This window comes from Collinsella aerofaciens, from assembly GCF_964243765.1.
In the GTDB taxonomy this organism is placed as follows: Bacteria; Actinomycetota; Coriobacteriia; order Coriobacteriales; family Coriobacteriaceae; genus Collinsella; species Collinsella aerofaciens_BU.
On the sequence record NZ_CAXTGI010000018.1, the window covers coordinates 1 to 11,954 of the forward strand.

The following is an 11,954-nucleotide window of genomic DNA, read 5'->3' on the forward strand; positions in this document are numbered from 1 at the left end:
GCCCGTTCGTCTAGCGGTTTAGGACGCCGCCCTCTCAAGGCGGAGATCACCAGTTCGAATCTGGTACGGGCTACCACGCATCTGATACCCGGTCTTTCCACGGAAGGCCGGGTTTTTTATTATCAAACAACTGTCTGTCATTCCCGTTTGAACAAGAGCTTTGCGTTCTGCTTATGGCCCTTACGGGTACAATAACCAAGATATTTTGACTGTTAGAAGGAGTCTCATGACGGAGTCCTCTCAGCATACGTCCAAGCCCCAGGTCGAGGTTGAGGCCTCGGGCGGCGATGACAATAAGAGCGCACGCCGCGGCGCAATCTTTATCGGCGTTGTGCTGGTGGGTTATATCGTCTATCTGGTGGTAACCGGGCAGATGGGGCAGTTCTGGGCTGCTATGTCGAGCGTCCAGGCGCCCTGGCTCGTTGTCGCGTGTCTTTGCATGTTTATGTATCTGTTCTTTGGCATTGTGGCCTATGCGATCGCCGTCTGGCTCGACCCCAATTCACCCGTCGGCATTCGCGACCTGATCTCGGTCGAGGCGAGTGGCATCTTCTTTGGCAACCTGACGCCCATGATGATGGGATCGACTCCCGCCCAGATCTACCGTCTGACCAAAGCGGGCCAAAATGTCGGCGAGGCCGGAGCCACGCAATTCACGCGCTTTATCGTGTATCAGTTTGGCCTCGTTGCCTGGGGCGCTATCCTACTGCTTGCTCGCATGCCGTTTTTTGCCGAGCGCTATGGCGACATGACGCTGCTGTGCGTCTTTAGCTTTGGTGGGCACTGCTGTATCTTGCTTGGCATCTTCGCCGTCGCGCTCATGCCTAAGACCGTCACGCGCGTCGCCCATTGCATCATCAATTGGCTCGAGCGCATTGGTGTCTCGGCCACTAAGATCGAGGGATGGCGCACGTTTGTCGACGGCGAGATCTACTCCTTCTCCGAGAAGTTCAAGCTTTCGGCCGGACATTTTTCTTCCATGCTGCTCACCGTGTTTATCACCATGCTGCAGCTCGCGTTTTTCTATCTGGTTCCGTATTTCCTGATGCTTGCTTTTGGCCACCACGAGGTCGACTTTTTCTCGGTCATGGCCGCGAGCGCCTTTGTCCAGCTGCTGAGCTCTGCGGTTCCCTTGCCCGGTGGAACTGGTGGCGCTGAGGGCGGCTTTGCATTGTTCTTGGGTCATTTCTTTGGGTCGGCTTCGACCGCCGGCTATCTGCTGTGGCGCCTCATTACGTTCATTGCGCCGACCATTTTGGCTGCGCCCCTGCTGGGCCTTAAGAGCGCCCACAACGAGAGCATCCATGCGCGCTGGGATCGCGTGATGCGCAAGCTCGGCCGCACGCCTCAGACGCCCTCTGCGCCCACTAAGCCGCACCCCGCGAATGCTGATACCGTTGATCCCAAGAAGCACGCTCAGAAGGCTTCTGGGACCGCTAAGCCGGCTCATAAAGCCTATGTGCGCCAGACGGGCGACGGTATCCGCGTATCTCCGTCGGCGCTCAATAAGAAGAAGCACCCTAAGTCGCGGTAGGGCAGTCGTGCGTTCTTCATGATGCGGGGCATATTTGAGCTGTATGGGGGATAATCCTCTTACGTAGATTATCTCTCATCTGTTGATGAATGCTCGCATATCGAAGGGACACACCCATGGCCACCAGTAAACCGCGTATTGATCGCCGTATCGTTCGCAGCCGCAATGCCATCCTTTCCGCTTTTGAGCGCTTGCTCATGGAAAAGCCGCTGGCAGACATTACGGTGAGTGCCATCGCGCGCGAGGCCAATGTCGACCGTAAAACCTTCTACGTGCACTTTGGTACGGTTGATGGCTTGCTCGATGCCATTGCCGTCGATGTGGTGGAGATGATTGTCGACTCGGTCGAGAAAACGCTTGCTTCCATGGACGGTGACACCAACGAGCGCGCCCTGGGCGCGGCGGCGACCTTCTTTAAAACCGTTAACGAGGCGCTGTGCAACAACCTGGTGCTCAATCGTCAGCTAATCGAGAACATTCCGCTCGATGATTTTATGGCTCGTCTTCGTGCGCCGCTCGAGCATGAGATTGCCGAGCGCGATCTGCTGCCCCAAGGTCTCAAGGACGAGATGTTCGACTACTATCTGGCGTTTTTGCTGTCGGGTATTATCGGAATCTATCGCACATGGGCGCTGTCTGACGGCTCGGTTTCTATCGAGCGCGTCTCGGAGGTCGCCAACGACCTGACTCTCAATGGCCTGTCGAGTCTGGAATCTCGCTTGGATTAGGCGCAGGCTCGAGTTCGTGAGGCGCTTGTCGGGGTGCAGCCCGATCGATCAGGCGACGAGCATCCCGCCGAAGCAGTCGATGACCGGGCTCAGGTAGACCTTCTCGCCGCCCGGGAGCCTGAACTCGGTGATGTCGGTGAGCCACAGCCGGTTGGGCTCGTCGGCGTGGAAATTCCTGTTCACGAGGTTCTCCGGCGCCTTGTAGACCTCGCCGGCGTAGGAGCTGTAGCCTGAGGATCCTTAAAAGAAAGTCCAGTTTATCCTTTCCACCCCAATTGGGAATCCTCCGATGCGCCTTCGCACGCTCGCATGACCTCGATACCGTGCGAGCGTGCGAACTCGACGAGCTCTGCGTTGCGGGCGTTTATGGTGCCGAAGGCGGCGGGACACACGATAAGGCGCGCGCAGTGGACGAGGAGCTCTTTGGCGCGGGCTATGGTTCTATCCCCGATCGGCTCGAAGGCGCGCTCGGCCACGCATTCCGCCGCCAGGTCGCGCGCGAGCTCGCAGTCGATGTCCCCTTCGTGCAGAACGCCCGTGTAGAACGCCTTGCCCTGCCGGATGAGCTGGCGAAACACAGCCGACCCCGTACCTGCGCCGGCGATGACGAACGTGTGCGCATCGCCGTGCGGGCGTCCAATTTCCACGCTGCCGAAGCGCTCGTTGAAGGTGCCATGTTGAAGGCCGTAGAGCTCGCCAATCGTCTCGCGCGTGAATATGTCCTCGGGTGCGCCGGCGCGGAAGACCCGGCCGTCCTTCACGCAAATCACCTTGTCGGCGCTTTTCTGCGCGAGCTCGAGTTCGTGGATGGACATGATGACAGCCACATTCCGCGATTTCGCAAGGTGGCGAAGTATTCGCAGCAGGTCGATCTGGTAGCGGATATCGAGATATGACGTGGGCTCGTCGAGCACGAGCACACGCGGATCCTGCGCGATGGCGCGTGCGAGCATGACGCGCTGGCGTTGCCCGTCGCTTATCTGCATGAAGTCGCGCTCGGCGAGCTCTTCCACATGTGCGGTTTTCATGGCCTCGTCGACCCGACTATGGTCGTCGGGCGAGAGTGTGCCCATTCGCCCGGTGTAGGGGTGCCTTCCCGCCTCTACGACATCGCGGCAGGTGAGGAGCTCGGTCCGGGGGCGATCTGTCAGCATAACGGCAAGGTTCCTTGCAAACTCCGCCGTCTTCCATCGGGAAATCTCCCGCCCGTCGAGCTCGACTGCGCCGGCAAGCGGTGCCAGATGGCGTGTGATGGTTTTCAAGATGGTCGACTTGCCCGAGCCGTTCGGCCCGATGAGCGCCACGACGTCGCCCGCGCGAACCTCCAGATCGACGCCTTCGACTACGACCTTCTTGTCGTAGCCCGCCGACAGGTCGCTTATGTGGAAAAGCGGCGCTCCGTCAGCCTGCGTTTCGACCGTAGTTTCGAGGTTCGGCTCCGCTCGGAGGAGGCGTTCCGCGCGCAGTTCCGCACGAGCCGAAAGTGCCTTCTGGCGCTTTCGTGCGAGCTCAGGACTGTCTAAGCATGGAATGTCCCCTCCGAGCGTTTTGGGCCGCGGCACGAATTCCCCCATCTACCTCACCCGCTTCTTCAACATGAGCGCGATAACCACCGGAGCGCCGAAGATGGCGGTGACGGCGCTGATGGAAAGCTCGACGGGAGAGAACAGCGTGCGCGCGATCAAATCGCAGCCCGCGCAGAAGATGGCGCCTCCCAAGAAGCACGCAGGAATCACGCGGATGGGCTTCGACGACTTTAGCGCCGACTTCACGAGATGCGGAACCGCGATGCCTACGAACGACACCGGACCAGCGAACGCGGTCACGCAGGCGGAGAGCATGCTCGCTAGAAGGACGAGCACCACGCGGAAGCGTTCGACGTTCACGCCGACGCTTTTCGCGTAGGCTTCTCCCAGCTGGAAGGCGGAAAGGGGCTTCGATATCGCGAATACGCATGCGCTCACGGTGATCACCACGACCGCGATGACCGCGATGTCGTCCCAGCTCGAACCCGAGAAGCTACCCAAAGACCAGTTGTGCAGGTTCACGATGGACTGGTCGTCGGCGAAGGCGATGAGGAAGTTCGTCGCCGCCGAGCAGATGTATCCCACCATGACGCCCGCCACGATGAGCATGGCCATGGAACTTATGCGCCGTGCGATGAGGAGCACGAAGCCGATGGTGATAAGCGAGCCCAGAAACGCTGCGGCCACCATGGCCGGCGAAGACATGGCCATGTTCGCGCCTAGAAGTACGATCATCGTAAGCGCGACGACGAACTTTGCGCCCGAGGAGACGCCCAAGATGAACGGGTCGGCGATGGGGTTGTTGAAAAACGTCTGCAGCAGGAACCCGGAAAGCGAAAGTGCCCCGCCGAGAAGCACGGCTGAAAGCACGCGCGGCAGGCGAATCTCCCAGATGACCTGGCTTTCCATGGAATTGGCCGCGCCGCCCGAAAGGATGCCGGGGATGTGGTCTGCGGGCACGAGCACGCTCCCGATGCACAGGTTGGCCCCGACGAGCACGATGAGGGCAACAGCGAGCAGCGCCGTCACGACGCGACACCGCGCGGCGCGCCCCGATTCGTCGTATGCCATGGAAAGCCGGCTTCTCATGGCGCTAACCGAGCTTCCTCAGATAATGGAAGTCGCTCGCGTCATCGCCGGTGAACGCCCAGTGCAGCTCGTCGATAATGTCGGCGGTAGAAGTCATCTGCTGGTACATGTCGGCGCTTGTGACCCAGACGTTGCCGTTCTTCACGGCTTTGAACTGCGACAATAGCGCGTTTTTGCCTACGAAGTCGTTCAAGGTGGCAACCGATTCGTCGATGGTGCCGTTGTAGACGATGATGTCGGCATCCTTCGCCGTCGCGTAGAAGCGCTCCATTTCGAGCGTTACTGACGAACCTGACGTCGACGCCGTCTGCGCGTCATCGAGCGCATAGCTGCCGCCTGCAAGCTCGATCATCTGCGCCACGTAGTCGCCCGCCCGCCGCGTGACGGCGGCCCCGTTCGAGTTAATGTAGAAATACGCCACGGTTTTACCTGACGACGCGAGCCCCGACGTTTGCTCGACGCGGGCCTTCTGCTCGTTGAACAGGTTCGCGGCCTCGTCTTCCTTGTCGAACAGGACGCCGAAAAGCTTAATCCACTCGACGCGCCCGAGTGCTTCGGGCTCGCTCGACGACTGTTCGGTGAGCACGACGAGCCCGAGCTTCTGCAGCTTTTCCTTCACATCGGGCGTGTGGTTGATCATGGTGTTCTCGATGGCGAGCGTACAGCCCGAGGCCGATATTCGCTCGTAGTCGGGCGCGCTGTACTTGCCGCCGTAGGCGATCGCCCCACTTTCGAGTGCGCTTTTGAAGCCCACGACCGAGCAGTCGTCGGCCTTCGTGCCCGACATGATGATATTGTCGTTCGCATCGAGCGCGTCGACTAGGCACATCGTCGCCGACGACACGAGGTACACCTTGTTGGCGGGGCGCCTTATGACCGCGATGTCGGAGCTCAACCCATCAGGTACCTTCGCATCTTGCGGCACCACGAGGAAACGTTCTCCATTCGAAACGCAGATAAGCCGCAGACCGCCTTCGAACTCGTCGACAGTGAAGTGCTCGGCGTATTCAAGCTGAAGCGCCCCCGTCGGCTCCCAGCCACAGCCCAAATCGGCGTTGTGGAAGTCGGCCGCGGCGCTTGAAGCCGTTCCCGCAGGGGAGCCGCCGCTTGCATCGTCGCCCGATTTCTCCTTCATGGTGGATGAGTCGAAGTGGATCGTGTAGTCGATGGTGTGCGGCGTCGACATGGCGACGGTCTCGGCCGACACGGCGATGTCCTCGTCGAGCGTGACGGGTATCTCGAACGTGGAGTTGCCGCCGTCGTTTACGGGTGCGTAGTCCACGCCGTCGACGGTCATCTTGTCGTAGTTCGAACTCGACCAGGTGATGGTCGCGGTGTAGGTGTCGCCATCCTTCACAATTGTGGTGGGTGAGGCGATGCTTGCGCGCCCTGACCCGCCGGAAAGCGAGACATTCACAGTGTATTCCTGAGAGCCCGCCGTGCCACCGGTCGCGTTCGGGCTCGCACTGCACCCCGCGAAGGGAAGCGCGAGCAGGGCGACGAGAACGCAGGTGATCGCGCGCGCCGCGATGCTGTGGCGCTTCCTGTTTTCCCCCTTGGGGAGAATCAACCGCATGGCGTTACTTCAGTGCGTCGGCGCGCAGATCGACGCCGGCGGATTCGAACACAAGCGTGCGGTCGTACCACTGCTCTTTTCTAATACTCCACGCGGCACAGGCGGTGTCCTCGTCGAGCGCATCAACGGGCACGTCGTAGGTGTACTTGCCTTCCGCGTTTTCCACATAGGGGATGAAGTCGGCCTCGCTCGCGGCGGCAGCCTCGTCGCCCGTGCCCATGAAGAGCTTGCCGTAGCCCGTGCCGGAAAGCGTCATCACGCAGTGCATGGAGCCGTTTTCCACGATGAGCTGGGCGTCCACAATCCTGAACATGTTCGAGCTGGAATCTACGGTGATTGGATAGGTGCCGTCAGCCACCTTGTCGGCGGTAATGGGGGCAGCGCTTGCGCCCTCGGGCGCATCGGCCGCCTGTTCGGTCTTTTCCTGGGAATCGGCATCGCTTGCCTTTGTGCTGTCGATTGAATTTCCGCCGCAGCCGGCGAGCGAGAACGCGAAAAGCGCCGCCGACAGTGCGAAGACGAGGGTTTTCTTCAACATGGAGGGGTTCCTTTCAATCGCTTCGACCGCCCGCGCCGTGCGGTGGGCGGGCGGGATGCGAATGCAACGGGCATGCGTCGTCGGTCGGGGAAAGGCGCATGCCCGTTGCACGGGGACGCGACCGGCGCCCCCGTGCGCGGCGAGTTTACAGCTTGGCGATGGCGTCGTCCACGTGCGAGACGTAGATGTCGTCGACCGCGACGTTCTGTCCCAGACCCTGGAGCAGGCACGTCACTTCGAAGCCGGCGGCCACGAACTTCGCAGCCCAGCTGTCGGGGTCGGTCTCGTCTGCCATGTCGTTGTTCGCGTGGTCGCCCGCGACCACCATGAACGGCGCGAGCACGGCCTTCTTGTAGCCTGCGGCGCTCGCGGCGGCGATAACATCCTCGCAGGTCGGTTCAGCCTCGACGGTGCCGACGAAGAACTGCGTCAAGCCCTCGTTCTTGAACACTTCCTGCATCTTGGCATAGTCGGCGTTGGAATCGGCTTCGGTGCCGTGGCCCATGAGGCACAGCGCCGTCTTGCCGTCGTCGAAGGACGCCATGTTCTCCTTAATGGCTGCGGCCACCTTCTTGTAGTCATCGTCGGAGGTGAGCAGCGGGTCGCCGAGCGAGATTTTGTCGAACTTGTCGGCGTACTTGTCGAGCTCGTCTTTCACGTCGGTGTATTCCAGGCCACCCATGAGATGCGTCGGCTGCACGACGATTTCCTTCACGCCGTCTTCCACGCAGCGGTCGAGCGCCTCGGTCATGTTGTCGATCGTGATGCCGTCGCGCTTCTTCAGCTTGTCGATGATGATCTGCGCGGTGAAGGCGCGGCGGATGTCGTAGTCCTGCCAGTACTTCTCGCGGATAGCGTCTTCGATGGCGCCGATGGTGATGTGGCGCGAGTCGTTGTAGCTCGTGCCGAAGCTCGTGACGAGGATGACCGGCTTCACGGCCTTCTCCTTTTCACTCGATTTCTCGGAACTCGCGGAGGTGTTGGAGCAGCCCGCGAGCGCGACTCCGGCGAGCGCGACGGCCCCAGTTGCTGCGGCGCCCATGAAGCCGCGGCGTGACATCTGGTCGGACATGGTTTTTCCTTTCCTCGGTTTGCCGGTCCCCCGGCGACAGTTGCTTGTCGGCACAAGCGAAAGAAAAGCGCACCCCTCGGGGTTCACAAGGAGCTAACGCCACGGCGATGCCGTGAGGAAAAGGCGAAGCAGTCTGGCTTGGGGCGCGAGGCGGTTCGCCCGCGCGTCCTATACAGTAATGTCCCTTGCCCAGGATTCCCACCTGGTTCCCTCCGCAAGCCAGCGCGGGCTGTGCGGGCGCCGCGCCGGTCATTTCCTTTTATCCGATTGTCATATGCTCGTTGCCGAAACTTTTACTATGATAGTGGGCACTTGTGAACGTGTCAAAGCCAGGGCGGGCTGCATTGCGCCTCTTGCCTGCGTATTTGCGCCGATTGCCGCCGCAGGCGCCGTGTTTTGCCCGCTGCGCGAGTGGCGGCGTAAACGGTTGCGATGAGAAACGGGAAGGGAAGGCTCGGATGATTCATATCGTTGGCGCAGGCTCGGGCGCCGCCGACCTTATCACGCTGCGCGGTGCTCGTCTTCTGCGCGCGGCCGACGTGGTCGTTTGGGCGGGGAGCCTTGTGAACCCCGAGCTGCTCGCCGAGTGCAAGGAATCCTGCGTCGTCTACGACAGCGCGCACATGACCTTGGAGGAAGTGCTCGACGTGATGTGCGCGGCGGATGCGCGGGGCGAGGAAGTGGTGCGCCTGCACACGGGCGACCCGTGCCTGTACGGCGCCATCCAGGAGCAGATGGACGCACTCGACGCGCGCGGCGTTGACTACGAGGTGGTGCCCGGCGTGTCGAGCTTTTGCGGTGCCGCGGCGGCGCTTCGCCAGGAATACACGCTGCCGGGAATCAGCCAGTCGGTCGTGATCACGCGGCTTTCCGGGCGCACCCCCATGCCCGCGGGCGAGGGCATGCGCACCATGGCGGAAAGCGGCTCGACTATGGTCATCTTCCTGAGCTCGGGTATGCTCGCCGAGCTTTCCGCCGAGCTTTTGGCCGCGGGCCGCAGCTCCGACGAGCCGGCGGCGCTCGTGTATAAGGCGACCTGGCCTGAGGAGCGCGTGGTGCGATGCACAGTGGGCACGCTCGCCGATGCGGGCGCGCGAGAGGGCATCGACCGCACGGCGCTCGTGGTGGTGGGCCGCGTGCTCGGAGCTCGCGGCGGGCTTGCGCACAACGGCGCGCAAGCGGAGTCGTACGAGCGCAGCAAGCTTTACGACCCTTCGTTTGCCACGGGGTATCGGAAGGCGAGCAGCTAGCGTGGCCTTCGAGCACTACATATATACCGGGACGACCCGCCTGCGCTGCGGCTACACCACGGGGAGTTGCGCCGCGCTCGCGGCGAAGGCAGCCTGCGAGATGCTCTTGTCACGAAAGCCCGTCGGCCGCGTGTCGATCGTCACCCCCGGCGGGCTGCCCGTCGAGGCGAACGTGGTCGACGCATACATCGGCGAGGGGTGCGCCCAGTGCGCCGTGCGAAAGGACGCAGGCGACGATGCCGATGTGACCGACGGCGTGCTCGTATACGCGCGCGTGGAACATGCGGGGTCGGGCACGGGCGCTGCGGGCAGCAAGGGCGTGCCCGCGTGCGAATCGGAAGTTTCCGTCGATGGCGGCGTGGGCGTGGGGCGCGTGACGTTGCCCGGGCTCGAGCAGCCGGTGGGGGCGGCCGCCATCAACGCGACGCCGCGCGCGATGATCACTTCGGCGGTGCGCGAGGTGTGCGCCGCGCACGGCTTTTCTGGAGATATTGCTGTGACGATTTCGGTACCCGAGGGCGTTGCCCTTGCCGAAAAGACCTTCAACCCGCACCTGGGGATAGAGGGCGGCATCTCCATCCTGGGCACGACGGGCATCGTCGAGCCGCGCAGCCTCGCTGCCTTGCGCGACAGCATCGAGCTCGAGATCCGGCAACATGCGGCTATGGGGCGGCGCGGAGTCGTGCTCACGCCCGGCAACTACGGCGGGCAGTTCATCTCGGGGCATTTCCACCTAAACGGTGCGCCGGTGGTCTTCATCTCCAACTTCGTGGGCGATGCGATTGATTGCTGCGTTCGCGAGGGATTTACCAATGTCCTTCTTGTGGGACACATCGGCAAGCTGGTGAAGGTCGCGGGCGGCATCATGGACACCCATTCGCGTACCGCCGACTGCCGCGCGGAGATTCTGGCCGCCCACGCGGCCTTGGCCGGCGCGGGCACGAAGACTGTGCGCGAGATCATGTCGTCGGTCACGACCACGGCGGCGCTCGAGGTAATCGAGGCCGCCGGCGTGGGGGACGCTGCGCGCGCCTCGCTCGCTGTGGCAATCGAGGACAGGTTGCGCCGCCGCGCGGCGGGCGGATGCGACATCGCCGCGGTCGTGTTCGACGCCGAGCGCCGCGAGCTTTTCCGCACGTCGGGCGCCGATGCAGTTATCGGGGAATTGGGGGCGACGTATGAGTAAAGGCGTGCTGTACGGCGTGGGCACGGGGCCTGGCGACCCCGAGCTGCTCACGATCAAGGCCGTCCGCACAATCGAATCGTGTCCGGTCATCGCCGCACCGCAGACGGCGGACGGGGCCATGGTCGCGCTCGACATCGTGCGCGGCGCCGTCGACCTTACAGGCAAGACGGTGATCCCCGTGCGATTCTCGATGACGCGCGACGTCGAGCGCCGCGCGGCCGAGCATGCCTCGCTTGTTCGCGAGCTTGTCGCGCACCTGGATGCGGTCCGCGACGTCGCGCTGCTGAACCTGGGGGACCCGAGCATCTACGCCACCTTCCAGCGCATAGCGCCCGACGTGCGCGCCCGCGGGTTCGAGGCGCGCGCCATTCCCGGCGTGCCGAGCTTCTGCGCGGTCGCCGCGGCGCTCGAGCGCGACCTCACGCCCGAGATGTCGTCGCCTCTGCACATCGTGCCCGGCGGCTACGACGACGTGCGCCGCGCAATCGGCTGGCCGGGGACGAAGGTGGTCATGAAGGCGCGCCGCTCGCTTACGGACACGAAGTGCATCCTTCGCGAGGAGGGCGCCTTCGACGGTGCCGAGCTCGTAGAGGACTGTGGGCTTCCGGGCGAGCGCGTGTACCGCTCGGTCGACGATGTGCCCGATCGGGGCAGCTACTTCTCGACGATGGTGGTGCGCTAGATGAGGGTTTCCTGCATAGCGTTCACTGAGAGGGGATATGCGTTGGCGGAGCGCACCGCACGCGCGCTTTCCGATTGCGCGCAGACAGGTGAAGATGACCCTGGCTGGGACGTTTCCGTTTCGCGCGGGTTCGGCGAGGGGAAGGCCGACCTGCGCGCATGGACGGCGCTCGCGTGGGAAGCGTCGGACGCGCTTCTGTTCGTGGGCGCGGCGGGCATCGCCGTGCGGGCGATCGCGCCGCATGTCGCCTCGAAGGCAAGCGATTCCGCGGTTGTGGTGATCGACGAGGCGGGGCGCTTTGCCGTCCCGCTTTTGTCGGGGCATTTGGGCGGTGCGAACGAGCTTGCGCAAACTGTGGCACGCGCGGCAGGGGCCATCCCCGTCATCACCACGGCGACCGACGTCCGCGGCGTGTGGGCGGTGGATACGTGGGCGCGCTGTGCGGGGCTCGCCGTTTCGAATCCCGAGGCCATCAAGCGAGTGTCGGCGCGGCTGCTTTCGGGCGGGCGCGTGGCGCTCTATTCCGACATGCCGATTTCGGGACAGCCGCCTGAAGGGGTTGACATTGCGTCCGACCGCGCTCGGGCCGATATCGTCGTGTCGCCGTTCGCTGGCGCGAATGCGGGTGCGTCCGTTCGCGCGGCGGAGACAACGGGCGAGGTCGTACCCGCCGGTGTGACGGGGAAGCCGGCGGGCGTGGGGGGGGGGGGGGGGGGGGGGGGGGGGGGGGGGGGGGGGGGGGGGGGGGGGGGGGGGGGGGGGGGGGGGGGGGG

The 11,954-nt window shown here is 63.3% G+C and carries 11 protein-coding genes and 1 pseudogene; 6 read left to right on the top strand and 6 right to left on the bottom strand.

The genetic code is table 11. The annotated features are described in order from the left end of the window. The first annotated feature begins 226 nt into the window (after positions 1–226). Entirely contained in the window at positions 227–1,534 is a 1,308-nt protein-coding gene (locus ACESSC_RS09610; protein ID WP_373162712.1) for a lysylphosphatidylglycerol synthase transmembrane domain-containing protein, read from the top strand. A 116-nt stretch (positions 1,535–1,650) separates the two neighbouring features. Further along, positions 1,651–2,262, top strand: a complete 612-nt coding sequence (locus tag ACESSC_RS09615) for a TetR/AcrR family transcriptional regulator (protein WP_373162713.1) — start codon at positions 1,651–1,653, stop codon at positions 2,260–2,262. Between the two features lie 51 nt (positions 2,263–2,313). Here the strand turns inward: ACESSC_RS09615 and ACESSC_RS09620 are convergent. From ACESSC_RS09620 to ACESSC_RS09645, 6 genes and pseudogenes are all read right to left on the bottom strand, one after another. Next, positions 2,314–2,490: pseudogene (locus ACESSC_RS09620) on the bottom strand (IS3 family transposase); the annotation flags it as partial. A gap of 29 nt (positions 2,491–2,519) precedes the next feature. Further along, positions 2,520–3,836 carry an ABC transporter ATP-binding protein gene (locus ACESSC_RS09625; protein ID WP_117564107.1) on the bottom strand — a complete coding sequence of 439 codons (1,317 nt, stop codon included), beginning with the start codon at positions 3,834–3,836 and terminating at the stop codon, positions 2,520–2,522. Beyond that, positions 3,837–4,859, bottom strand: coding sequence for a FecCD family ABC transporter permease (locus tag ACESSC_RS09630; protein ID WP_118372829.1), 1,023 nt, complete (start codon positions 4,857–4,859; stop codon positions 3,837–3,839). 22 nt (positions 4,860–4,881) lie between these two features. Then, a complete protein-coding gene (locus ACESSC_RS09635) occupies positions 4,882–6,453 on the bottom strand; it encodes an ABC transporter substrate-binding protein (RefSeq protein WP_373162715.1) in 1,572 nt (523 codons plus the stop codon). Between the two features lie 4 nt (positions 6,454–6,457). Further along, a complete protein-coding gene (locus ACESSC_RS09640) occupies positions 6,458–6,991 on the bottom strand; it encodes a hypothetical protein (RefSeq protein ID WP_373162717.1) in 534 nt (177 codons plus the stop codon). 145 nt (positions 6,992–7,136) lie between these two features. Then, positions 7,137–8,063, bottom strand: coding sequence for a sirohydrochlorin cobaltochelatase (locus ACESSC_RS09645; protein WP_022094564.1), 927 nt, complete (start codon positions 8,061–8,063; stop codon positions 7,137–7,139). Positions 8,064–8,521: 458 nt separating this feature from the next. Here ACESSC_RS09645 and cobM point away from each other — a divergent pair, with 458 nt between their 5' ends. The 4 genes from cobM to ACESSC_RS09665 all read left to right on the top strand — a co-directional run. Then, positions 8,522–9,313 carry a precorrin-4 C(11)-methyltransferase gene (gene cobM, locus ACESSC_RS09650; RefSeq protein WP_089571784.1) on the top strand — a complete coding sequence of 264 codons (792 nt, stop codon included), beginning with the start codon at positions 8,522–8,524 and terminating at the stop codon, positions 9,311–9,313. Between the two features lies 1 nt (position 9,314). After that, positions 9,315–10,499: a cobalt-precorrin-5B (C(1))-methyltransferase CbiD gene (gene cbiD / locus ACESSC_RS09655; protein ID WP_373162723.1), complete on the top strand. Its 1,185-nt coding sequence runs from the start codon at positions 9,315–9,317 to the stop codon at positions 10,497–10,499. Further along, positions 10,492–11,181 carry a precorrin-2 C(20)-methyltransferase gene (cobI, locus tag ACESSC_RS09660; RefSeq protein ID WP_373162720.1) on the top strand — a complete coding sequence of 230 codons (690 nt, stop codon included), beginning with the start codon at positions 10,492–10,494 and terminating at the stop codon, positions 11,179–11,181. Before cbiD ends, cobI begins: the two co-directional genes overlap by 8 nt. Positions 11,182–11,223: 42 nt before the next feature. Continuing rightward, the coding region (locus tag ACESSC_RS09665; RefSeq protein WP_373162722.1) for a cobalamin biosynthesis central domain-containing protein at positions 11,224–11,954 on the top strand (731 nt) is incomplete at its 3' end.